Annotated in this window: 21 protein-coding genes; 13 read left to right on the top strand and 8 right to left on the bottom strand. The window is 41.5% G+C overall.

Going from position 1 to position 23055, the window contains the following annotated elements; all coding sequences use genetic code 11:
* Positions 1 to 24 precede the first annotated feature (24 nt).
* Genes T7867_RS03785 through T7867_RS03770 form a run of 4 tightly spaced genes read left to right on the top strand, consistent with a single transcriptional unit; the run spans position 25 to position 4971 of the window.
* A complete protein-coding gene (locus T7867_RS03785) occupies positions 25 to 1230 on the top strand; it encodes an efflux RND transporter periplasmic adaptor subunit (RefSeq protein WP_068215925.1) in 1206 nt (401 codons plus the stop codon).
* Positions 1231 to 1242: 12 nt separating this feature from the next.
* Positions 1243 to 1674 (top strand): Fur family transcriptional regulator, encoded by a 432-nt coding sequence (locus T7867_RS03780; protein WP_068215923.1) that lies wholly within the window; start codon positions 1243 to 1245, stop codon positions 1672 to 1674.
* A 1-nt stretch (position 1675) separates the two neighbouring features.
* Positions 1676 to 4174, top strand: a complete 2499-nt coding sequence (locus T7867_RS03775; protein ID WP_068215921.1) for a heavy metal translocating P-type ATPase — start codon at positions 1676 to 1678, stop codon at positions 4172 to 4174.
* A 5-nt stretch (positions 4175 to 4179) separates the two neighbouring features.
* Entirely contained in the window at positions 4180 to 4971 is a 792-nt protein-coding gene (locus T7867_RS03770) for a cation transporter (RefSeq protein WP_185101176.1), read from the top strand.
* Positions 4972 to 5133: 162 nt separating this feature from the next.
* On the opposite strand, the gene T7867_RS03765 is transcribed toward T7867_RS03770, so the two are convergent.
* A complete protein-coding gene (locus T7867_RS03765) occupies positions 5134 to 5361 on the bottom strand; it encodes a hypothetical protein (protein ID WP_157717484.1) in 228 nt (75 codons plus the stop codon).
* 97 nt (positions 5362 to 5458) lie between these two features.
* On the opposite strand from T7867_RS03765, the gene T7867_RS03760 reads away from it, so the two are divergent.
* From T7867_RS03760 to T7867_RS03720, 9 genes are all read left to right on the top strand, one after another.
* Complete coding sequence (locus T7867_RS03760; RefSeq protein ID WP_157717483.1) at positions 5459 to 5920, top strand: hypothetical protein; 462 nt, start codon at positions 5459 to 5461, stop codon at positions 5918 to 5920.
* Between the two features lie 224 nt (positions 5921 to 6144).
* A complete protein-coding gene (locus T7867_RS03755; RefSeq protein WP_068215916.1) occupies positions 6145 to 6603 on the top strand; it encodes a YybH family protein in 459 nt (152 codons plus the stop codon).
* Between the two features lie 15 nt (positions 6604 to 6618).
* On the top strand, positions 6619 to 7071 hold the full coding sequence (locus T7867_RS03750) for a DUF2231 domain-containing protein (RefSeq protein WP_084375537.1): 453 nt from the start codon (positions 6619 to 6621) through the stop codon (positions 7069 to 7071).
* A 28-nt stretch (positions 7072 to 7099) separates the two neighbouring features.
* The gene (locus T7867_RS03745) at positions 7100 to 7858 is read left to right on the top strand and encodes a hypothetical protein (RefSeq protein ID WP_068215913.1); all 759 of its coding nucleotides are present in this window, start codon (positions 7100 to 7102) and stop codon (positions 7856 to 7858) included.
* A gap of 91 nt (positions 7859 to 7949) precedes the next feature.
* Positions 7950 to 10292, top strand: coding sequence for a multicopper oxidase domain-containing protein (locus T7867_RS03740; RefSeq protein ID WP_084375536.1), 2343 nt, complete (start codon positions 7950 to 7952; stop codon positions 10290 to 10292).
* Positions 10293 to 10303: 11 nt separating this feature from the next.
* On the top strand, positions 10304 to 11605 hold the full coding sequence (locus T7867_RS03735) for an APC family permease (protein WP_068215909.1): 1302 nt from the start codon (positions 10304 to 10306) through the stop codon (positions 11603 to 11605).
* 16 nt (positions 11606 to 11621) lie between these two features.
* Positions 11622 to 14120, top strand: a complete 2499-nt coding sequence (locus T7867_RS03730) for a heavy metal translocating P-type ATPase (RefSeq protein ID WP_068215908.1) — start codon at positions 11622 to 11624, stop codon at positions 14118 to 14120.
* Positions 14121 to 15078: 958 nt separating this feature from the next.
* Positions 15079 to 15768, top strand: a complete 690-nt coding sequence (locus T7867_RS03725) for a hypothetical protein (protein WP_068215900.1) — start codon at positions 15079 to 15081, stop codon at positions 15766 to 15768.
* A 30-nt stretch (positions 15769 to 15798) separates the two neighbouring features.
* Positions 15799 to 16473 (top strand): hypothetical protein, encoded by a 675-nt coding sequence (locus T7867_RS03720; protein WP_068215898.1) that lies wholly within the window; start codon positions 15799 to 15801, stop codon positions 16471 to 16473.
* Positions 16474 to 16477: 4 nt separating this feature from the next.
* Here the strand turns inward: T7867_RS03720 and T7867_RS03715 are convergent, their stop codons facing one another.
* The 7 genes from T7867_RS03715 to T7867_RS03685 form a co-directional block, all read right to left on the bottom strand.
* Positions 16478 to 16951, bottom strand: a complete 474-nt coding sequence (locus tag T7867_RS03715) for a hypothetical protein (RefSeq protein ID WP_068215896.1) — start codon at positions 16949 to 16951, stop codon at positions 16478 to 16480.
* A 20-nt stretch (positions 16952 to 16971) separates the two neighbouring features.
* Positions 16972 to 17319: a hypothetical protein gene (locus T7867_RS03710; protein ID WP_068215894.1), complete on the bottom strand. Its 348-nt coding sequence runs from the start codon at positions 17317 to 17319 to the stop codon at positions 16972 to 16974.
* Complete coding sequence (mobF, locus tag T7867_RS03705; RefSeq protein ID WP_068215892.1) at positions 17312 to 20071, bottom strand: MobF family relaxase; 2760 nt, start codon at positions 20069 to 20071, stop codon at positions 17312 to 17314. Before mobF ends, T7867_RS03710 begins: the two co-directional genes overlap by 8 nt.
* A gap of 112 nt (positions 20072 to 20183) precedes the next feature.
* The gene (locus tag T7867_RS03700) at positions 20184 to 20945 is read right to left on the bottom strand and encodes a hypothetical protein (RefSeq protein ID WP_068215890.1); all 762 of its coding nucleotides are present in this window, start codon (positions 20943 to 20945) and stop codon (positions 20184 to 20186) included.
* Positions 20946 to 21038: 93 nt separating this feature from the next.
* On the bottom strand, positions 21039 to 21797 hold the full coding sequence (locus tag T7867_RS03695) for a hypothetical protein (protein WP_068215888.1): 759 nt from the start codon (positions 21795 to 21797) through the stop codon (positions 21039 to 21041).
* Positions 21798 to 21824: 27 nt separating this feature from the next.
* Positions 21825 to 22493 (bottom strand): hypothetical protein, encoded by a 669-nt coding sequence (locus tag T7867_RS03690; protein ID WP_157717482.1) that lies wholly within the window; start codon positions 22491 to 22493, stop codon positions 21825 to 21827.
* Positions 22483 to 22944: a hypothetical protein gene (locus T7867_RS03685; protein ID WP_157717481.1), complete on the bottom strand. Its 462-nt coding sequence runs from the start codon at positions 22942 to 22944 to the stop codon at positions 22483 to 22485. Before T7867_RS03685 ends, T7867_RS03690 begins: the two co-directional genes overlap by 11 nt.
* Between the last annotated feature and the right edge of the window lie 111 nt (positions 22945 to 23055).

Genomic DNA, 23055 nt, shown 5'->3' with positions numbered 1-23055 from the left:
ATCAGATATAAAAATAGAAGCACAATGAAAAAGCAAATCATATATATAGTGGCACTGGCACTTATGGTATCGGTATTTACGGGCTGCGGCAGCAAGTCGGCTGACACTGAGGATAAACAAGAAAGCCATACCGAAGAGGAAGGAGGTCATGGTGAAGAAGAAATGGGAGTGGTTCATTTGTCGGCTCTCAAGTTTAACAGCCTCAGGATGAAAGTGGACAGCTTGCCTACCCGGGCGCTGACCGGCACAGTAGAAGCCAACGGGCAACTGGAAGTCCCCCCTCAGTATGAGGCCACGGTAACGGCCATACTTGGTGCAAACGTGACTTCAATTAAAGTAATCGAAGGAGATAAGGTTAAAAGAGGGCAGGTATTGGCCTACATTTCTCATCCTAATATTACCCAGTTGCAAACCAATTATGTTAAAGCTTATAGTCGACTGCAATACCTTGAGAAGGAAATGCAGCGGCAAAAAAGGCTATATGAAGAAGAAGTAGGTTCGGGAAAAGCCTATCAGGAAACCCTGGCCGATTATCAGTCTATACAGGGTGAGGTAAAAGGACTAGAGGCTCAGTTAAAACAATTGAGTATCAATGTTAAAACAGTGAGAGAAGGTGACATTTACCAAAATGTGCCGGTAGTCAGCCCCATTGATGGCAACATTGAAAAAGTGCTGATACAGATAGGGCAGTTTGTAGAACCCCAAACCAAAATGTTCATGATTGTTAATACAGATCATGTGCATGCCGACCTTATGGTATTTGAGAAAGATGTATATAAAGTGAAAGAAGGACAGAAAATTTCCTTTACCATAGAATCTGTGCCGGACTCTCAGCTTTCGGCAGAAATTTATTCGGTAGGTAAAAAATTTGAGCAAAATCCCAAGGCGGTGCATGTGCATGCCGAAATAAAAAGCAAAGAAGATTTTCTAATACCGGGTATGTACATCAATGGAAAAATCCATACTGAAAGTAAAACAGTTAAGGCGCTACCGGAAGAAGCCATTATTGAAGAGGAAGGTAAGCCCTACATCTTTCTGGCTGAAGCACGAAAAGAAGAAGAAACAGAATGGGAATTTAGGGCGATAGAAATAAGAACTGGTGTTAGCAACGATGGTTGGGTAGAGATCAACCTGTTGGAACCTTTGCCGCAGGGAGCGAGGGTAGCCTGGAACAATGCTTATTATCTAATTGCAGAAATGAAAAAAGGCTCAACTGAGCATGGCCATTAATATAGAAAAATCATGATCAGAGCATTAGAAGAAAATTTAAAATCACACAGTATCAAGCCAACAGCCATGCGCCTGCTGGTTTTGGAATACTTGCTTGAAAGAGAAGCTGCCGTGAGCCTTACAGATATCTATGAGGCATTTGAGAAATCTGACCGGACAACCCTCTATAGAACATTGAAGGTGTTTGAAGAAAATGGGATGGTACATAGTATTGATGATGGTACCGGTGTGCCCAAGTATGCTTTGTGCGAAGATGGTTGTAAATGTGAAATAGAAAGGGATTTGCATTTGCATTTTCACTGTAGAATATGCGGACAAACCAAATGCCTGACCAGCTACAAAATACCCAATATAGAATTGCCTGAACGATATCAACCGGAGGAAGCCAACCTGGTAGTGAAAGGAGTTTGTGATGTCTGTTCAACCATTCCAAAAAACAACTAACATGAAAAAACTACAGATAAAAATACCACTCATCCTGCCCGAAGTGCCTGATGAAAAAGACCAATGCGTAGATAAACTGATCCGCCAGCTTCAGGACAAAGATGGGCTTGAAAAAGTACATGTGGCTGATGAAACCGACAATGGTGTGCCACAACTCTGCTTCCATTATGATCCTCAGGTAATATCCATTGACCGGATCCAAAAACTGGCGGAGCAAACCGGGGCTGAGATCACCGGGAAGTTTGGTCATAAACTCATAGAAGTAGAGGGAATAAGGCATACACGCCATGCCCGTAACATAGAGCGAAACCTTAGAAACAAAGCGGGCATTCTGGAAGCTTCCGTCTCGGGTTCCGGCATGGTGCGTTTGGAATTTGATACCACCGTAATAGTTGAAGCGGAGATACTTAAATCGTTAAGGAAAGAAGGTCTTGACATACCCGATACGCAGGTAAGTGCTGAGCGATTTCTTCAGCAAGCCAAGAAACCTGAACAAAAGGAAACCCAAGAAAAAGAGGATGAGCATTCACATGAGGAAGGTGAAGATCACGACCACTCACACGGTGGTATTTTTGGCAAAAATACCGAGCTGATCTTTTCCATCATCTGCGGGGCATTGCTCGGCATTGGTTTTGGGCTGTCCTTTGTTGAAGCTATACCTTCATGGGTAAGCTTGGCGCTCTACATCGCAGCGTATTTCTTTGGAGGCTTTTTTACGGCTAAAGAAGCCATTCAAACAGTTGCCAAAGGCGGTTTTGAGATAGATTTCCTAATGCTGGTAGCAGCCATCGGTGCGGCTATTCTGGGTGAATGGGCAGAAGGTGCCCTGTTACTGTTCCTCTTTAGCATGGGTCATGCTCTGGAGCATCATGCCATGAACAAGGCCCGTAAATCTATTGCTGCTTTGGCAGAACTGGCCCCTAAAACCGCCTTGCTCAAGAGAAATGGAAAAACAGAAGAAGTAGGTATAGAAGAACTGAGCATTGGAGACATCATCGTAGTGAAGCCTAATAGCAAAATTTCAGCCGATGGTGTGGTAGTAGATGGTCGGAGTAGCGTAAATCAAGCACCTATTACCGGGGAAAGTGTGCCCGTAGATAAAGAACCTGTGGATGATCCCAATAAAGACTGGTCACAGGAAAAAGACATCAAAGACGAGAACCGTGCCTTTTCCGGTACGATCAATGGCAATAATACACTGGAAATTAAAGTGATGAAAGTAGCGAAGGACTCTACGCTCTCCCGCCTTGTGAAACTGGTGAATGAAGCCCAGACCCAGAAATCGCCTACCCAACAGCTTACCGATAAGTTTGAGAAATATTTTGTGCCTGCTGTATTGGTTCTGGTGGTGTTGCTCAATTTCGCATTTCTAGTCCTTGACGAAACTTTTAGTGAAAGTTTCTACCGCGCCATGGCCGTGCTGGTAGCAGCCAGCCCATGTGCATTAGCCATTGCAACTCCAAGTGCTGTGCTCAGTGGAGTAGCCCGGGCAGCCAAAAGTGGGGTGCTTATCAAAGGTGGCCGTCCATTGGAAGATTTAGGCGTACTTACTGCCCTGGCTTTTGATAAGACCGGCACACTAACAGAAGGGAAGCCTAAGTTAACCGAAGTGGTAGTCCTGGGTGATGTGAAAGAAGAAGAATTACTGAAAATAGCAGTGGCAGTAGAGGGTCTTAGTGATCACCCACTGGCAAAGGCCGTAGTGCGTGACGGAAAAGAGCGACTGAAGGGTGCTGACATACCTGAGGCGAAAGACCTGGAGGCAGTGCTTGGGAAAGGGATCAAAGCCACATTGGGAAGTGACAAAGTCTACATTGGCAACCTGGATCTGTTTGAGTCACTGGACGACAAAAAGCCATCCAATGAAATAGAAGAAAAAGTAAAGTCACTTGAGTCAGATGGCAATACTACCATGCTGATCCGTCAAAATGACGATTACATAGGCATCATCGCCTTGATGGATACGCCAAGAGAAGAAGCGAAAAATACCTTAGCGCAACTGAAAAAGATTGGTATCAAACGCATGATCATGCTCACCGGTGATAACCAGAAAGTGGCCGATGCAGTGGCCAAAGAAATTGGCCTTACAGATGCCTGGGGCAGTTTGCTGCCGGAAGAAAAAGTAGAGGCCATTAAGGAGCTTAGAGAAAAGGAAGACAAAGTGGCGATGGTGGGTGATGGCGTAAATGATGCCCCGGCAATGGCCAACAGTACCGTAGGAATTGCTATGGGAGCGGCAGGAAGCGATGTAGCCCTGGAAACAGCCGACATTGCCCTGATGGCCGATAAGCTGGAAACCTTACCTTTTGCAATCGGTTTAAGTAGAAAGGCCAAAGGCATTATCAAGCAAAATCTCTGGGTGAGTTTGGGAATAGTGGCTTTGCTCATTCCTTCAACCATTTTTGGTTTGGCCAATATCGGTATTGCAGTGCTTATTCATGAAGGTTCAACCTTGGTTGTAGTCTTTAATGCGCTGAGATTGTTAGCTTATAAAGAATAAGAAAATTGAATAAAAGTACTTTCATAATAACCAAAATGGACTGCCCCTCTGAGGAGCAAATGATCCGCATGAAGCTGGAACCTCTCAGCCAGGTAAAACACCTGGAGTTTGACATTCCCGCACGTAAGCTGGAAGTCTTCCATCAGGATGAAGTACTGCCTATACAAAATGCCATCAGTGAATTAAACCTCAGTGATCAACTCCAAGGTACTTCTGAGGCAGAAATGCCCATTGCCGAAGACGAGACCAAACACAAGAAAATACTCTGGTGGGTGCTGGGCATCAATTTTGGATTTTTTGTAGCCGAAATGACCACCGGCTGGATATCCAGCTCCATGGGCCTGATAGCCGACTCGTTGGATATGCTGGCTGATTCTATTGTTTATGCTCTGAGTCTATTTGCGGTGGGGGCAGCTATTTCCCGTAAGAAAAAAGTAGCAAAGATCAGTGGTTATTTTCAGATGGGGCTGGCACTGCTTGGCTTTTCGGAAGTATTACGCAGATTTTTCACCCAAAGCGAAACGCCTCTATTCCAGTGGATGATCATTGTATCGCTGCTCGCTTTAGCAGGTAACCTTGTCTCGCTATGGCTGATCAACAAGGCAAAAAGTAAAGAGGCCCACATGCAGGCCAGTGCAATTTTCACTTCTAATGACATCATCGTCAACGGAGGGGTGATACTGGCCGGGGTACTAGTTTACTGGCTGGAAAGCAAATGGCCTGACTTGTTCGTAGGCGGGGTCGTTTTTGGTTTCGTGATGCGCGGAGCTATCAGAATATTAAAGTTAGCAAAGTGATGCTTATACTCTAAATAAGTGAATGGATGGTTATGGGTGGGAGGCTGCTCACTTTGAGATGGAAATTTAAAAATGGACTTATCCCATGCTGACGACTATGAAAAGATAGCCGCCTCGGCATCATTGCCCTGATGGCCGACAAACTTGAAACTTTGCTCTTTGCTATTGGGCTGGGCAAAAATCAAAAAGTAGAATCAGGCAAAATCTATGGACGAGTTTTGGTATTGTGGCCTTATCAATTCCTGCTACAGTTTTCAGGTTTGCCAACATCGGCACCGCGGTCTTAATCCATGAAGGCTCTACACTGGTGCTAGTCTTTAATGCTTTGAGCTTGCTGTAATAGACATAATCATAGAGTAAAACATGAGCATGGCAGAAGATATACCTCATGGCGATGGAATTCTACCAATGAGAAAAATTCTTCAGAAACTATATCTAAACTGTCGAAATTGTAAGATTGTAGGCATCCTTCTTTTAAAAGCCAGTTTTGCTCAATATATTTAACTGGATGATTAACCTGAATAGCAAATCGAAGACTGGAATATCCGCATTTCTGACCTTAACGGTGTCAGCAGTTTTTCTTTTGAATATTCTATGTGGTTTTGAGGTTGGCCTAACCCATCAGCACGAAGGTTCTCATCCTGCAAATAATCAAGAGGCACATAGCCATGAACATTCCGATCACTCAGATGGCCACAACCATGGTTCTGAGGATGATGACGACTGCTGTGAAGATGTAACCAAACAGTTCTTTGCTCAACTGTTCAAAGAGCAGGGCAAAACCTACACCTTTCTTCATATAGCAAAGGTGTTTTATACTGGGTTCCCTCCTTCAACTAAGGTAGTGGCCCCGGTAGAGCAAGGTAGGAACTTAGAACATTACTTTAATTTACCTCCACCATTTCAGGATCGAAGCAAACAAGTCCTGTTTCAAACTTTCATAATATAGAATCCCCTCCAAGAGTTTTTGGGTGAATAATATTATATCCACCATTTAAAAACCATTTTTTCCTGCATTTGCTCAATGCAATTAAATCTGCAGGACACAATCATCTATTCATCATTTGCTACAAGGATTTTGCATAGCGGCAATTCCTTGAAGCAGTTAGTCTGGGCGAGTGCTTTAACAAAGCGGTTATTCGACCTGGCCTATGAACCGTTAATTACAAAAACATGAAAACGAAAATATTGATACTAATAGCCTTATTTACATTAGGGGCCAGCATGCTCAATGCTCAAATTAGCAATGAAGTCAAAGCTGTAGAACAAGTATTGAAAGACTACAAAAAGGGGCTGGAAAGCCTAAAAATTACTGGCCTTTCTGACCTTTTTACCACCGACTCACAAATATTTGAATCGGGAGGTGTGGAAGGTACATTTGTCCACTACCTGGAGCATCATTTGGGGCCGGAACTTGGTCAATTCAAATCTTTCAAGTTCTCGGATTATAAAGTAGAGACAAAGCTGGATCTACCTTATGCTTTTACTACCGAAACCTACATCTACACCATAGTATTACCCGAAGGCGATAGAACAATAAAGAAATCAGGTGTGGCCACTTCTATTCTAAAGAAGGAAAATGGGGAATGGAAAATAATGATGACCCATACCTCTTCAAGAAATGCCAAATAATTAACCCAGATCGACATGGATTTTATACCAGATTGGGCTCCGAACTTGCATCCAATGATCATCCACTTTCCAATAGCATTATGGATGTTGGCGGTCCTGTTCGATTTTTCTTTGGTTTTCAGAACTAAAGAATGGCTTAGAAGGGCTGCTATATGGATGTATGTTATAGGAGCCATTTCAGCTTTGGCAGCTTTTCTAAGTGGTAGCCAGGCCATTGACTTGGTTTCTGTACCCATGCAAGGGGAGGTAACAGCCAGCAAGCATTCTGACTGGGCACATTATACGCTGTATTACCTGGGTGGCTATGCCCTGCTGCGATTATTTATCTTTTGGCAGCGACTCGATAAGAAAAAATGGGTGCTGATCCTTCTGTTCATACTTGGTGCAACGGGCATGGTGCTGGTTGCCAAAACAGCCGATCTGGGAGGAAAGCTGGTCTATAAGTATGGAGTGGGTACAGCAAAATAATTTTAACGAAAATCTAATTACATCAACGATGAAAAAAGGAACAACAATAGTTTATACAGTACTGTTTTTAGCGGGCATTTTGAGTTTGAGCTCCTGTAACGGTAAAAAGAAGACCGATAGCTCATCTATGCCTGAACATGAGGAAGCTTCGGCTCACCATCAACCCGAGAATGAGACTGCCGAGCATGCACATGGTGAAGAAATGGGTGGACATGCACATGGCGAGGAAGCACCGGACAATGGAGGTTCCAGTATTTGGACTCCTAGCGGTGATGCTGTTGCCTTGCTGGCCTCAGACTTTCACTACATAACAGGAGCAACGCAGAACATTGCACCTAAAATGGTGCAAACCGAAGGTGTTAGTACACTGGAACTTACGGCAGATGGAACTCCAACAGCCTTTGTATTCCACAAAACCTACGGCAACATTGGTATGATTGCCGCTGTTGATCCCAGCAATTTTAATGGAACATTGAAACTGATACACCATGCCAAAAGCACTGAGAATTATGAGTTTGTATCAATAAATGGTAACCACCTGAAGTTGGGGAGAATTGTAAATGGAAAGGAAACCATTTTTGATGAGGGTGATTTTGAAAGCACATCCGGCTGGATAAACCTTCGTGCATCTGCCGCTGGGACACACTTTAAAGGTTACCTCAACGATAAGATGGTTACGCATGGTCATGGCGACAAAATGCCAAACGGATTTGTTGGGATCATGCTAGAGGGTACCGGAAAACTAATGTTGCGTTCAATTGAAATTGCGCAGTTAGAAGACGAATAACCCTTGAGTAAAGGTGAGGTTGCAAAGTGCAGCCTTGCCTCTCATAATCAATATCCATAGTTGAACAGTTACCAATTAAAGACATTGAAGAATGAAAACATTACAAATATACGCCAGCCATTTGAAAGCCATTCGCTATATCTGCTTCCTATATATCCTATCGCTTGGCTACGTTTCCATCGCCCACGCCCAAACAGATACTGTCACATATCATTTGACCATTCGGAAAGAAATGGTGGACAAAGCCGGTAAGCAGGTTATGGGGATGACTTTGAATGGTGGAATCCCTGGTCCAACGCTTACTTTTAAAGAAGGGGGCTACGCTGTGATCTATGTGAAGAATGAAATGGATGTGGAGACTTCAATACACTGGCACGGGCTCTTACTTCCTAATTTTTATGATGGTGTTCCTTATCTTACCACACCTCCCATAGAGCCCGGGCATACCCAAAAGTATGAGTTTCCCCTGAGGCAGTCTGGTACATATTGGTACCACTCCCATACCATGCTCCAGGAACAGAGCGGGGTATATGGTTCTATCGTTATTCAGCCTAAGGAAAAAAGCCTTCAATATGAAAAAGAACTTGTGGTCGTTCTGTCTGACTGGACAAATGAAAAACCTCATAACATTCTACGCTTTTTAAGGGGCGGGACCGAGTGGTACAACATAAAAAAAGGCACGGCAACCCCGCTCAATCAAGTAATAGCAAGAGGGGGGCTGAAAGCCCAATTGAATTTTTGGAAACAACGGATGGAAGGAGCTGACATTGCAGACATTTACTACCCTGCTTTTTTAACCAACGGAGCCACAACCCAAGAATACCCGGATTTTAAGCCGGGAGAAAAAGTCAGGCTCAGGGTGATTAATGGTGCTGCCTCAACGTCATTCTGGATGACATTTGGAGGAGAATCCCCAACCTTGGTCTCTGCGGATGGTCTTGATGTTGTGCCGGTAAAACATGATAAAACCTTTATAGGAGTAGCCGAAACCTACGATTTTATCGTCACCATACCTGAGCAAGGAAAAATTGAGTTCCGGGCTACCGCTCAAGACGGTTCCGGCCAAACCTCTGCATTCCTTGGACAGGGAAATGTAATTCTTGCGCCAGACGTACCCAGGCCTGATAAAATAGGAATGATGATGAAAATGGCCGAAATGGACATGAAAATGGGTGCGCCTGCACTCAAGTTTAATCCCAAAAAAGACGAACCCTACAAAATGATGGAAAAGTGGGGAATGCAAATGAAAGACGAAATGGGGGCCATGCAGGAAATGGATCATGGCATGCATGGTGCTCATTCAAAAAACCAGATGGGCAGCATGAATATGGCTAAAGATACAACCATGGCACATCATAACATGGATGAGATGGATATGGCAGATGAAGAAGGAAAAATGCAGAACATGGAAGGTATGTCTATGTTTTCAGAATATAATTACGATTATCTAAAAGCGCCTGAAAAGACCACTTACTCTCCCGATTTACCAGTAAAAGAGATTCTACTCAATCTAACAGGAAACATGCAAAGGTACATTTGGAGTTTGAACGGCATTCCTCTGTCCGAAACCGACAAAATAAAAATCAATGGTGGGGAAGTGACCAGAATTACCTTTAACAACCTCACCATGATGCATCACCCTATGCACTTGCATGGCCATTTCTTTAGGGTAATCAATGAAAATGGCGAATACTCACCGTTAAAACACACAGTAAATGTGCCCCCAATGCAAAAAATAACCATTGAGTTTTATGGTAGTGAAGAAACAGGGGACTGGTTCTTTCACTGTCATATCCTTTACCATATGATGTCGGGAATGGCGCGCATTGTCAGTTACGATACTCCAAGAGATCCAAGGATGGATGAGTATCCGGTGTCTAAGTTGATTGATGAAACCGATCAATACTATTCTTTCAATATGCTCGATATGGCCTCTCATATGACGGCAATCAATTTAAGCACTGCTAATATTCGAAATCAATTTAACCTCTCTGCAGAATATGGTTGGAACAACAATTTTGAAGCAGAGTTCACCTATGAGCGGTATTTATATGACTACCTTACTGTATTTGCTGGTATTAATGTTGAAAACACTGTTCCTGAAAGCTTGGACGACACCAATACCACGGCTGTAGCTGGTATACGCTACTTAACCCCCTACCTGTTCAGCCTGGACGCACGTCTGGACAATGAGCTCAGGCCTAGAATAAGTTTGGCCAGATCAGTCATGGTTTTTCCAAAGGTCTCCCTATTTGGCTATTATGAATATCAGGCCGATTTTGGTTTAGTGAACGACTTCGAGAATGGTGCCAACTATTCCGATGAAGTGGTTTGGAGCGCAGGGGCTGAGTATATGCTTTCCAAGAATGTTTCGCTTGTAGGTAGCTATGATAATCGCTTCGGTATGGGGGCTGGTCTATCAATAAGATTTTAAATCAGAGTAGAATGGATCAATACAACAAAAATAGCCTCTCGCTTACTGGGGCAGTTGCTTTGGGAACTGGCGTTATGATTGGGGCCGGTATATTCGCTTTGTTAGGTCAGGTGGCAGAACTATCGGGAACATTCTTCCCTGTCGCTTTTATATTTGGCTCGATCATTTCTGGTTTCAGTGCCTACTCCTACATCAAAGTATCCAATAAATATCCTTCGGCTGGAGGAATAGCAATGATCCTGAAAAAATCATATGGTAAAACCACCATAACAGCCGCTGCTTCTTTGCTCATGGCATTTTCAATGATCATCAACGAAAGCCTTGTCGCCAGAACTTTCGGTACATATGTACTACAATTGTTTGATGTGGACAATTCGGAACTCCTTGTACCGATTCTCGCAGTTGCTTTAATCGTAATTGCCTTTTTGGTCAATATTTCAGGCAATAACTTTATCGGGAAAAGTTCACTCGTAATGGCCATTCTAAAGATTGGCGGTATAGTAATTTTTGCTTTAGGAGGCCTTTGGGCAACCGGGTTTTCATTGGATGATGTGGTAGAGGCCCAAAAGTCAGAAAATTATTCCGCTGTTAGTTATCTTGGTGCTTTGGCACTTTCTATTCTTGCCTTCAAAGGATTTACGACAATTACCAATAGTGGGGGAGAAATAACCAAGCCGAACAAAAATGTTGGGCGGGCCATTATCATTTCATTGGCCATCTGCTTGGTCACCTACATGCTTGTTGCACTTGCAGTTTCAGCCAATTTAACTATCCCTGAAATAATAGAAGCAAAAGATTATGCGTTGGCCGAGGCAGCACGCCCGGCATTTGGTAAATACGGGGTATGGTTTACAGTCGGCATTGCAATTATTGCTACAGTTTCAGGCATTATAGCCAGTATTTTTGCAGTTTCAAGAATGACGGCAATGCTTACAGATATGGGTTTGATTCCTCATAGCCACTTTGGAATGCCTGGAGGAATTCAAAAACACATGTTGGTTTATATTGCTGTAATCGCGATTGTTCTTGCCATATTTTTTGACCTTAGCAGAATAGCCAGCCTTGGAGCTATTTTTTACCTAACCATGGACATTATTATTCATTGGGGAGTGTTGAGATACCTTCGCAAGGAAGTAAATGCTAAAGCTCCAATTGTCGTAACCGCAATAATACTGGATAGTGTAGTCCTTGGAGCATTTTTGTGGTTAAAGGCAACATCCGACCAACTTATCATTTATGTGGGGCTTATTTCAATGATCCTTATCTTCATAGGAGAAAAATGGTTTCTGAAAACCAAGAATATTTCCTTCTAATTATGAAAGCAAAAACATGAAACATACCTACCAAATTACCGGAATGACCTGCAGCGGTTGCAGAAATCATGTAGAGCAAACCCTCAAAGAAGTGCAGGGTATTTCTGATGTTTCTGTGGATTTGGAACAACAAGAAGCCACAGTTTACATGAAAGAGCATGTTTCGATTGAAACATTAAAAGAAGCACTCAAAAATGACGGTGGCCGCTATGGCATCCACCTTCCCGGAACTTACAAAAAAGAATCTAAACCTATGCCCGAAATCAAAAAACGGGATAGGGGTGAGAAGGGAAAGTATTATTGTCCTATGCTCTGTGAAGGAGATAAAAAATATGACAAGCCGGGTGACTGCCCTAAGTGCGGTATGGATTTGGAAAAGGAAAAATCAGTATCGGAAACGGTAGAATACACATGCCCTATGCACCCAGAGGTTGTTCAAAGTGGCCCGGGGAGCTGTCCTAAATGCGGTATGGATCTTGAGCCGAGAAAAACAACCGGCAATGATGAACAGGAAGAGTTTAGAGCCTATAAAGTCATGCTTAACAAGTTCTGGGTTTCCGTCATATTTACATTACCTGTACTATTTATTGCCATGAGTGAAATGGTTGGTATTTCACTATCAGGTATTGCCAGCCATAAAACCTGGGGCTGGGTTCAGTTTGTACTCAGTACTCCTGTCATTTTTTATGCCTGCCGAAGCTTCTTTATTAGAGGTTTTAAATCAATCATCCACCGTTCTCCAAACATGTGGACACTCATAACGCTGGGAGCTGGTTCGGCTTACATTTTCAGTATTGTCGCCTTACTCTTTCCTGAGATATTCCCCGACCAGTTTAAATCAGAAGGTGGTGCCGTTCATCTCTATTTTGAGGCAGCAGTGGTCATTCTTACCTTGATTTTATTGGGTCAACTAATGGAAGCAAAAGCGAGGAGCCAAACGAACTCGGCCATTAAAGAGTTACTCAATCTGGTACCACCTGAGGCTACAGTCATTCGCAATGGCGAAGAAGTTACCATCCCCCTCGAACACGTCAAGCTGAATGACATTATTAAAATCAAACCGGGGGAAAAGATCCCTGTTGATGGGGAAATTACACAGGGCAATAGCGCCATTGATGAGTCCATGCTCACGGGGGAGCCCGTTCCCGTAGAGAAGAAAGTTGGAGATGGTGTGATTGGAGGCACAATAAATGGCACTAGCGCTTTTCAAATGAAAGCCCTGAAAGTGGGAAGTGATACGCTGCTTTCGCAAATCATTGAGATGGTAAATAAGGCCAGCCGGACCAAAGCACCAATTCAAAATTTGGCCGATAGAGTGTCAGGCTACTTTGTGCCTATTGTGGTGGTAATTGCCCTCGTTTGCTTTACTGTTTGGGCCATTTGGGGACCAGATCCAAGATTTGTGTACGCCTTTACCAGTGCCGTCACAGTTTTAATAATTGCTTGCCCCTGTGCTCTAGGCCTTGCCACACCAATGTCTATTATGGTTGGAACAGGGAAGGGGGCCAAACAGGGCATATTGGTCAAAGATGCCAAAGCAATTGAGGAAATGCACAAGGTCACTACCTTGGTGGTTGACAAAACGGGCACCATTACACAGGGCAAGCCATCCTTGCAAAATGTGCAATCCATTTCGGAGAATTATGGCGAAGACGATATACTGAGAATAGCAGCTTCTTTAGAATCTAGCAGTGAGCATCCTTTGGCACATGCCATTGTTGTTGCCGCAGAGAAAAAAGGATTTAAACCTCAAAAAATAGACAATTTCAACTCCATTACCGGTAAGGGAATAATGGCAATTACAGAAGGAAAAGAGGTGGCCATAGGGAATAAAAAATTGCTGGAAGAATTTGACATTAAGCTGGAAACTGAACAAGACAAAGATGTAGAGAAAAGACAGCTAGAGGGCGAAACCGTGATGTTTGTGGTAATTGATAAGAAAATTACCGGGTTTATTGGTGTATCGGACCCAATCAAAGAAACATCTGCATCTGCCATTAAACATTTACAAGATCAGGGGCTTGAGGTGATCATGTTGACCGGTGACAATAAAAATACAGCCAAAGCAGTAGCCGATAAACTAGGGTTGGATGGATATGAAGCAGATTTGTTGCCAGAAAATAAATACGAAAAAGTCAAGGCATTGCAAGAAGCTGGAAAAATAGTGGCGATGGCTGGCGATGGGATCAATGATGCTCCAGCATTGGCACAAGCTAATGTGGGAATTGCCATGGGCACCGGAACAGATGTTGCCATTGAAAGTTCCAGCCTGACTTTAGTAAAAGGGGAACTCGATGGCATAGCAAGGGCTAGAAAGCTGAGCACAGACGTTATGCGAAACATCAAGCAGAATTTATTCTTCGCCTTTGTTTATAACGTGCTGGGAGTACCCATTGCCGCAGGTATTCTATTCCCTGTATTTGGCCTTCTGTTAAGCCCGATGCTTGCTGCTTTAGCAATGAGTCTAAGTTCTGTAAGTGTCATAGGTAATAGTTTGAGGCTTAGAGGAAAATAAATTAGATAAACTCTACTGATAGATTAAGCCAAGCTTTTTATCAAAAATAAAAGTTTATCGCAAAACTGTACTGGATCACTGACGCCCTAAGTATTTCACACCTCCCCATTTTCTTTCCTTAGGCCGTCAATTGCTAAGCCCAAGAAATAAGCCAAGAGGAAACGGAATAAACAGGCATGGCCTTTTTTGAGCGTTGGCTTTATGCCGTAGTCTCTTGGTGTTTACTTGGGTGGGGCTAACTTAGCCTATTCGGAAAGAAGGATGCTGGTTTGAAGAGATAGATTGAGTAGTGCCGTATGGAAAGGATTGAGCTTGTATAAATTGGACAATTAGTCCTTAAACTGCTATTTATAACTAATCTAAATTATCTTGTTAGATACCGGTGTCAACCTTTAAAACAGTATTGATGAGCTTAAAATTGAACCAAATTAGCCCAAAGTGGTCTTTTCGAAATAAGATTCAAGATAATTGTTGTTAAAAAGCTCTTATAGAAGAGGCTAAGGTCTTGTATATCTGTAGATTACTGCTTAATATCAGGCATTGGAGTTTAAAACACCCTATTATGTGGGTAACTTTGTGGATAAGTATGCCTTAAATGTGGATAATTTCAGGAAGAAGAATATCAGATTATGAATCCATTTCCTTACTTTTTCCGTATATTTCAATACATTCTCTATAGAAATACTGGGAATTGTAGGTTATATATAGAAAAATGTTAGGCGTTTCGGCTCAAATTTGTAATTTCGGCACAAATTTGAATTGAGGCACCTGACAATGGGGAATAAGAAAGAAAAAAAGATAACGTTTAACGTAACCAGTGATCTCTTAAAGCTTGTAGATAATATCATTAATGATAAGGCTACAAAGCCAAATTCAAAATCGCAATTCTGTACGGAAGCGATTATGGAATACGCTCAAAGGAGTCATAAAGAGCATTGGGAAGAATACGTTAATGGCTATGACAAAAAGAAATCGTAACACACATCATAAAATGAATTTGATAGAAGACATAAAGAGCATATTTCAGGTGGTTAGCGAAAGGCCAAAGGAAGTAATTATAGATGATGTTTATAAGATATTGCTTCTTAATTTGGCTAATAATCAGATAGATCAGCCCTTTGCCAATGGAAACGGAAAGCATGCAGAATTTGCGCTAACTCAGATTTTTGAAAAGGCAAAAGATGAGGTATACATTTTTGCTGATAGTTTACATAGTGAAACTGGAGAACGGTCGTATGCATATTTGAATTCAATCAAGCAGTTTTTAGTAAAAAACCCCATGTCCCGTTTGAGCATTGTGCTTGAAAATGATGTTGATATTTCCGAATCCCTGAATTTCATCAAGGCTCTGAAATCGAGATTTCAGGACAGAATTAGTATTTCTAAATTGCCTCTTAATTATAATAGCTTCAGTTTAACTACGGATAATCAAAAATTCCATTTCACCATTGCCGACGATAGAATGGTAAGATTTGAATATGACATACAGAAAAGAAAGGCTACGTTAAATTTTAACGATCCAGATTTTTATGCTTCTTTAAAGCAATGTTTTGATAAATATCAATATGATTCAGTGCCTATTGCTGAAGATTATGATCAATATGTTTTGAAGTCTATGGACAATCTGAGAAAAGAATTTTCAATCTAGTTCTTCCTTTCGTCACGCACATTTCATTAAATGGATTTTTCGTATGAAAAGTATAGTACTCTTTTCAGCATATTATGTGTTGTAAATGTAGGTTTAGCTATACCAAGATTATTAACAGACTTAATTAGAGCATCCTCAAAAAGGTTCTCTGATGAGGATCTCAAAACAATCGTTAAATCATTGAACCTTGGCGATGAGCTTGTTGAGGATTTAAATGATTATTTCAAGGCTGAATCAGATCGACATATTAAAAGCTTTTGCTACTGTGCAATCGGTGCCTTTGTTGCTCTTTTTTTACTTTTAAGTCAATTAGGTCAAATTCCATTTATGGCTATATCCTTGGCGACCATAAATTATTTGGTGGTCTCATCAATGTTATCAAAAAAGAAACTGGGAAGAAAAAAGGGTTTTCGGAGATTTTACTATTTGGTTCTTCTAATTCTAATAATAAGAGGCCTATTTCCTCCGCTCAGATTGGATAATTATCTAAATAATATCTTTGAGGGACTAGCCATAAATTTACATTACCTCGTACTTCTTTTTTGGGTTAGCTCACTACTCTATCCAACAATACGCTTATTGCTTAAGACCCAGCATATCACTATTCGCCTATCAAAGCATGAAAGGGAGCCCAAAATCAAAGAATATTATGACGTCGGTAAGTATGCTAGAAAGGAAGCTATTAAAGGAGATGGCTCAAAATAGAACCTTAATCGCGGTTTTCTTTACTGTTACATCTGGCCTTATCAAAATTGTGCTTGAATAGACTTGGTTCAGGCTGTTTGGATTCTTTAAAGTCTTTAGAAAGACTATTATTGGCATTGTAGTGAGCTTTCGCCTTTTCTATAATGTCATCCCTTAATTCCTGATCCTGGCTTTCATAACCAAGTTTGATTTGCTCATAAGGTGCTTGTTGTAGCCCTGCCTGAACACCCATCGAGTAGTTTAAGGATGCCTTTTCACGAACCTCTTCGCGTTTTCTAAGTTCCTCTATGTACTCCTTTTCAATCTTCTGTATGCCGAATGATTCTTCAGGTGTTCTGCTGTACTTATTTATCATATCCAGCCTGTTTCTTAATTCATGATCTGTTAAACCTGCCTTTTCAACTTTCTTGCTGTCATTCGCGGAGGGGATTTGAGTTGGTGCTAAATGGTCTTCCTTTTGATCTGGAGTCTTTTTCATGTTCAGTGGGTTAAAATGATTTAATGCATAAGATTTTCTCCTTCGAGTGTGATTTTTTCAATAAAAACGGATGACTCTCCATCATCCTTTCCGCAAGGGTGGGTTTTGATGTAGGTTAGAACCTCCTTGGATAGAGCATCCTCAATGGCAGATAATCCTCTACCGAAAATTGTGATTTGAACCTCATAGGCTTTAATGATCAGCTCCTGATTGCCCTTAAGGATAAAAATGGGAAGAAGAGAGTAGGGAATGCTATATCGTTCGCCACTTCTCATATGAATATGGAAACGCTTCACTGCCTCGTCAGAATGTGCCACTGCATAGGGCTGATAATCCTGCAATGAAACCGAATGCCCATTATTATTCATGTCCCTTTGGTTTTGGCTGGTTTGAAATACCTGGTGAAGCCCGTTGTGTTCTTCTTCTGGTCTGCTCATGTTCCCTTATCTTCTCATTGAGAGAACGATGGTGATTTCTTTGATTTCTCACCAAAGTTTGTTGCTGCTGTCGCTGTGCTATTTCATGCGCACTTATTCGTTGCTCACTTTTGGCTATTGCTTTTTTCAATTCTGCCTTTTCAGGAGTAAAGAGCTTTGCGGAATGCTTTCCTCTACTTACTGAAACATAGAGACCTTCTCTTGATAAATTTCCATTGGAAGGATCAACTGAAATAAGGACATGATCGGCATCTTTTCCTTGGCTTGCATGTGATGTATCACATGCGGAATAACGGATATGTCCTATGTCTTTGGATAATGTTTTTCCATTGGAAAGCTTAATATCACCTGCTTTGGTGAAGCCAGTTACAGAATAAGATGTGCCGTTTAAAGCTTTCGAGCCTTGCTGTGTTTTGGTGTTTATCGTGAGCCTGATCTGATCGCCTTTGGCTAAATGGATTTTTGATTGCTGGTAGACTTCAAATCTATCGGCATGTTCCAAAGGTAATTTCTTGACAGTGCCGGTCTTCTTATCCTTTACCTTTAGTTCATCGGGTTTCTTACCTGGTATGACTTCAAATTCAACACCGGCACGATAATCACCTTTGCTATTGGAAATAAACCTCAGAACCATACCTGGCTCGTAATTGGCCTTCAGTTTTTTCTCGTCTTCTGTGTAGGATAAAGTCTGTAATCTGTTGAATTCACGTTCTTTTCCTTTTATCATCCCTTCGTGCTTTTGCTTCTGACGAATTATGTTATTCACCTGATTGAGCTCTTTATGAGTTGGGCTAATTACAAGGCAGGATTTCTTGGATTTAATGGTGTCTAGATACATATCTGCCAGCTTATCCAGCCTTTTATCCTTATCAGGCTCTTCAATAATACCTCCTAATTTGTCCAGCTTTTTGAAGCCCTCGTATGTTCTATGCTTGGCCAGTGATTGGACAACTGAGCGATAGGGCTCGTTTTGCTGTCGAACTACTTTATTGACCGTAACGGTTTGGACCTGTGATTTCTCAATCAGATGCCTCAAAGAGTCGCCATATTGTGCTGGTGGAGCATGTTGAGAGGTGTCGCCCGACATAATTAACCGGGCATTCTTTTCTTTGGCAATTGTCAGAATTTGATTGGTAACCTTGGTACCGCACATCCCTGCTTCGTCAACCAGTATTACCTGTCCAAATACTTTCTCTTGAAGAGTTTTGTTCTGAAGAAATCCGGCAATGGTCTCTGCTTTGAAGCCTTTACTTCTAAGTACGGAAACGGCTTGAGAGGAGGGCGCAAGACTGAATAGTTGCTTGCCCGTTAGAGCTACTGCATCCCTTACCTCAGTTAACAATGATGTTTTTCCTACACCGGCACTCCCTTTCAAGACCGTTATAAAATCTCTTGAATTGAGTATTTGCTTAATCGCATTTTTCTGCTGATCGTTCAATAGGTGTTGCTTAGGCGAGTAGTTCTGAAAGATTGGAGCGAAAGCACCTTTTCCTTCATTGGCTCGCATGACAAGTTCAGACTCTTGCCTGATCATGTCCTTTGTTGTTAGAAAGGGGACTGTGTCAATTTCAGCTTTGATAATGTCATCTCTTCTGGTTAGAGCCGCTTTGACATCTTCGGGTAGTAAAGTGCCGTAGCCCAATTTGAGGGCGTATGCCAGGACATCACTTTGCTTAAATGCGGAGTTCCTTTCACAATGGTGTTGAATTGATTTTTCAATAGCTAAGTCAGCTGAAATACTATCTCTTTTATCAATCGTCTGATTCTTCAATTTGAATAGAGCTTCAAATTCCTTTTCGCTCAGTCGGCTCTTCCAGTGCTCGTATTGCTCTTCTTCTCCGACTACTTTGGCTTTCGCATTTCTGGTGAGAAGGGCGAGTTTGGACTTGCTGGACTTATTCGAGATACCTTTTTCCAAGGCAACCTGATCGATTGTCTTTGTTCTATTTGAAAAAAGCATGATTTGTTCGCGACTGATGCCAACAAGCTCGAAACGATCACGGGTTATCCTTGTCCTAAAGCCTAATTTTTCAAGATTCTTGGCTAAGTATGAGTGGTAGGCAGCTTCGAAATATTTGGCCTGTCGATGAACTGAATTGCCTAGCTCAAGGGCCTGAAACCGGTTATTGATATGGCTAAATGTTACGTTCGGGATTAGACAGTGTGTATGTATCTGAGGATCTGATACATATATAATTTCCCCATCCTTTTTGACCTCACACGGTCTGCTTAAAAAATGGTCAAAATTTGCAATTAGGAGTTCTCCACATGTCTCCCATCCTCTTTGAGTCGCTGAATTATGCTGACTCTGGGCGTTTGCCTCGATCTCCACTAAAACAGTTTTATATGCCTGAATATGACATTGATGGATGGCTTCATTCCTGGTCAATCCATAAAGCAATGATACGCTCTTGGGAACGGAGAAAGTGAAATCATAATAGCTTCTGGCGTTATCCACCTTTCTTACTTTGAACCTGATATCTGAATTTGGAACCTGTCCTCTACCAAAGCTGATAAAATCTGATCTTTTGACCTGGACACCGTCATAGCCAATCCGCTTACTGATTTTTCCAAACCAGGTCGCCTTGACCACATGCTCTAAATAATAAGCACTTTCATGGGAAAGGTTGATATAGTAATCGGATGCAGATTTCACATCCTTGAAAACATTAATTCCAAGCATCGTTCTTCTGTTTGTATGTGGGTGATTTGTACTGAGTCGCTGGATAGAGTCCGGCTGTTGATAGAAAGTTTGTATCTGTTTTTGACTTACACGTCAAGGTTGTAAAAAGACCTCATGATGCATTCAAATAAGCCTGTCGATTAAGTTGAGCTGTTTTGGATTTGATCTGGTTAAAGAATTCGGCAGATGACATCAAAAAGCAGAATAACCCAAAAGTATGGTCTTGTACTTCCGTCCAAAAGTAGTATCCAATGGATACCGTGATCCCACATTCAACAAAAGCGTTAACTACAAACTCGTTGGCTTTCAGCTTTAGACGTCCTTTTGTTAATCTTTTGATTTTTGAAAAAAGTTTGTTTAACCCTAAGAGGATCCAGCTTTCACCAGATTTGCTCATGTCATCCGGATTGCCTTTTCCGATGTAAATCATGGTTGTGTTCACTAGGCCAGTCAAAAGCATTATACCTGAGTACACAAGAAGTGGCAGACTGCGTATGTCAAGAAAGGCCCACGAATAGAGAGTATCCCAATCATAAAAAAATGGCAGAATTGGCAACATCAGTAGTGAAATGGAGCCTAAGGCCAGATATGAATGTTCCGAGTTTGCGATTAGAGCAAGTCCCACTGAACTGAATGTGAGAATTATACCTTGGTTCAATAATCCAAATTGATTGCGGTACACGGTGTTTTGGCAATTAGCAAGCGCGGCTGTAGTAAACTCTATCCATTGACCCAAAAGCCTTAAAAGAGCCAGGGATGGGTTGCTGAATAGAAGTTTGTAAACCTCAGTCTTCGTGGCTCCGAAAATGATTGAACTATCACCGAAACATTTCTTTCGGGGTTTGATGTCTTGATTTGATTTTTTGGTGATCATAGCTGTGAAGGTTTGATTTTGAGAAGACAAAGCGATCCAAGGCAAGGCCTTTACCAAGCCTTGGAAAGTACTTTGAATAGATAGTGAGGGGGGTTAGTAGCTAGGTCGTATCGAAACGATCAGGCCATGCTCCTCAAAGAAGCGTCTCCAGAATTTAGCGGCTTCATAGCTGACCAGATAGTATTCCGGGCATATTAAGATAATCTCAGTACCCTTGAATTCATCTGAAATAGGTTCTGATGCGACCAGTAAGCTTTTGAGTTTCTCATAGTCAGTTTGAAGTTTCTCGGGTTGCTTTAAATAGTCTCCCATTTCCAGAATTACTGAAGATTCTAAATAATCAGCCATTACTATCATTTTTCGATGCTGGGCAGAATGATCCATTTGGGATAAACCATTCAGCATTCCTCTATAGAGGTTACTTATTTGATCATTGGCATTACGGGATAGTAGATCATTGGTTTGCTGCTTGGATAGATTGTAAAAGGTATTAACCTCGTTAATTCTATCCTTTCTAGGGTTCAGCATCCATATCTTAGATTCTAACTCCGCTTTACTCACAATAGGTAGATATGACTTGCCCATGTAAGAGAAATAAATTCTGGCGCCAATATTGGTTGGTGAGTTCTCCTCAATTCCCATCTCTTTCATAAGTGCAGAATGTAAGATATCCCCGATCAAACTACTTTTTGAATCTTCGTATGATTTTGATACATCAATGAGCAGAACATACTCATAACTGTCTCCTATTAAAGGGTCTCTGTCCTGGCAAGAGGTTGCTATGATTGATATTAGTAGCATTGCCCCGATCAGGGACAATGCATTGAAAAGGTTTTCATTTGATAGTTTCATGGATATAAAGTTTTAAGGATTGAATAGTTAGGCTACTTCATCAAAGTCATAATAGCCTCTTTTAATTTCAGCAATTACCTCTCTTTCGAGATGTTCAACTGACTTTAACTCAGCCTCTTTCTCTTTTGACAATTTTTCAATTCTGTTTGAGGTGGAAGCAATGCTTTTGTTGAGTGATTCAACTTTGTTATTCATAATTACCTGGGCTTTAATGACCAATTGATCTTGCGCTCTGGTTAGGTCGTTTTTTAACTGGACTTTACTTCCTTTGAGGGTATTAATTTTATTAGTCAGAAAGGCTATGAGTCTGGGGATTCTGAATTTCTCTTCATCAATGGCATAACCATACGAGAAAAGAATGCCGACCATAAAAACGAGAAGAATGATCAGGCCGAAACCAAAGTCGACTTGTTTACTTACAAGGTATAGCACCATACCCAAGCCAACCATGAATGATACAATTGCTCTTTTCCATCTTTTGAGAGCCAAAGACTTCCCTATGAACTGTGCCAGCTTCATTTCTACAATGCTCATGCACAATGAAAGGATCAAACCGAAGAGGTAGATCCCTCCTGAAAATTCCTCGAATGTGGGGCGATTCAAGACAGTGCATAAAATGACATACACTATCACAACAAACCAGTATGACTTTCTGTACACACTGCTGTTTCCGGTGGTTTCTAATTCATTTATCATTATTGTATTCGTTTTGGAGTTCTAATAATCTTACTGTAGTATTTTGAAGGTCATCCTGAACCTTAGTCAGCTCCACCATTAATTTTGTGACATTTTGATGGTCTGCCTCTGGGAGGGTATTAATGATCATTTGGAGGTAAGCATTAGGGTCGGCATTGATTTTTTCTAACTCTTGTTCGTCTGCCTTTAAGGAGTTTTTGCTTTCAATTATTTGCTGGTCATAAATTGAAGAGGTAGTAATCTTCAATTCAGACATGGCAGTTTGGGCCTGGGAGATAACTTCTTTGTCTGCTATATTTTTTGAGGCACTATCAAAAGACTTTCTCCGCCATTCGGCAATCACTTTGGACTTGGATAGCCTCTGATACTTATCTCTTTTTTTGGACTCCTCTTCATTACCACCTTGCAGTATGAGAAGTAGCCACTGTTTCAATGTTAGTCTTAGTTTCATATCCTTTTTCAAGATTGGTTTTGACAAATATGGTTTGTTTGAATCAATAAAAACAATTCTAAATAACTGATTTACAGTCATTTAGAGTTTTTAAATGGATTTATCGAGTAC

The sequence above is a fragment of the Roseivirga spongicola genome (assembly GCF_034376045.1).
Classification (GTDB): Bacteria; Bacteroidota; Bacteroidia; order Cytophagales; family Cyclobacteriaceae; genus Roseivirga; species Roseivirga spongicola.
The sequence above is the reverse complement of the archived record's forward strand: the minus strand, read 5'-3'. Positions and strand labels throughout refer to the sequence as shown.

What these genes read in the sequence shown, in the direction of transcription:
- T7867_RS03780 (WP_068215923.1), top strand. Translation starts at nt 1,243, where the DNA reads ATGATCAGAGCATTAGAAGAAAATTTAAAATCACACAGTATCAAGCCA.
- T7867_RS03690 (WP_157717482.1), bottom strand. Translation starts at nt 22,493, where the DNA reads ATGATAAATGAATTAGAAACCACCGGAAACAGCAGTGTGTACAGAAAG.
- T7867_RS03720 (WP_068215898.1), top strand. Translation starts at nt 15,799, where the DNA reads ATGGATTTTTCGTATGAAAAGTATAGTACTCTTTTCAGCATATTATGT.
- T7867_RS03710 (WP_068215894.1), bottom strand. Translation starts at nt 17,319, where the DNA reads ATGAATAATAATGGGCATTCGGTTTCATTGCAGGATTATCAGCCCTAT.
- mobF (WP_068215892.1), bottom strand. Translation starts at nt 20,071, where the DNA reads ATGCTTGGAATTAATGTTTTCAAGGATGTGAAATCTGCATCCGATTAC.
- T7867_RS03775 (WP_068215921.1), top strand. Translation starts at nt 1,676, where the DNA reads ATGAAAAAACTACAGATAAAAATACCACTCATCCTGCCCGAAGTGCCT.
- T7867_RS03745 (WP_068215913.1), top strand. Translation starts at nt 7,100, where the DNA reads ATGAAAAAAGGAACAACAATAGTTTATACAGTACTGTTTTTAGCGGGC.
- T7867_RS03735 (WP_068215909.1), top strand. Translation starts at nt 10,304, where the DNA reads ATGGATCAATACAACAAAAATAGCCTCTCGCTTACTGGGGCAGTTGCT.
- T7867_RS03755 (WP_068215916.1), top strand. Translation starts at nt 6,145, where the DNA reads ATGAAAACGAAAATATTGATACTAATAGCCTTATTTACATTAGGGGCC.
- T7867_RS03750 (WP_084375537.1), top strand. Translation starts at nt 6,619, where the DNA reads ATGGATTTTATACCAGATTGGGCTCCGAACTTGCATCCAATGATCATC.
- T7867_RS03740 (WP_084375536.1), top strand. Translation starts at nt 7,950, where the DNA reads ATGAAAACATTACAAATATACGCCAGCCATTTGAAAGCCATTCGCTAT.
- T7867_RS03685 (WP_157717481.1), bottom strand. Translation starts at nt 22,944, where the DNA reads ATGAAACTAAGACTAACATTGAAACAGTGGCTACTTCTCATACTGCAA.
- T7867_RS03785 (WP_068215925.1), top strand. Translation starts at nt 25, where the DNA reads ATGAAAAAGCAAATCATATATATAGTGGCACTGGCACTTATGGTATCG.
- T7867_RS03715 (WP_068215896.1), bottom strand. Translation starts at nt 16,951, where the DNA reads ATGAAAAAGACTCCAGATCAAAAGGAAGACCATTTAGCACCAACTCAA.
- T7867_RS03700 (WP_068215890.1), bottom strand. Translation starts at nt 20,945, where the DNA reads ATGATCACCAAAAAATCAAATCAAGACATCAAACCCCGAAAGAAATGT.
- T7867_RS03765 (WP_157717484.1), bottom strand. Translation starts at nt 5,361, where the DNA reads ATGAGGTATATCTTCTGCCATGCTCATGTTTTACTCTATGATTATGTC.
- T7867_RS03725 (WP_068215900.1), top strand. Translation starts at nt 15,079, where the DNA reads ATGACAAAAAGAAATCGTAACACACATCATAAAATGAATTTGATAGAA.
- T7867_RS03695 (WP_068215888.1), bottom strand. Translation starts at nt 21,797, where the DNA reads ATGAAACTATCAAATGAAAACCTTTTCAATGCATTGTCCCTGATCGGG.
- T7867_RS03730 (WP_068215908.1), top strand. Translation starts at nt 11,622, where the DNA reads ATGAAACATACCTACCAAATTACCGGAATGACCTGCAGCGGTTGCAGA.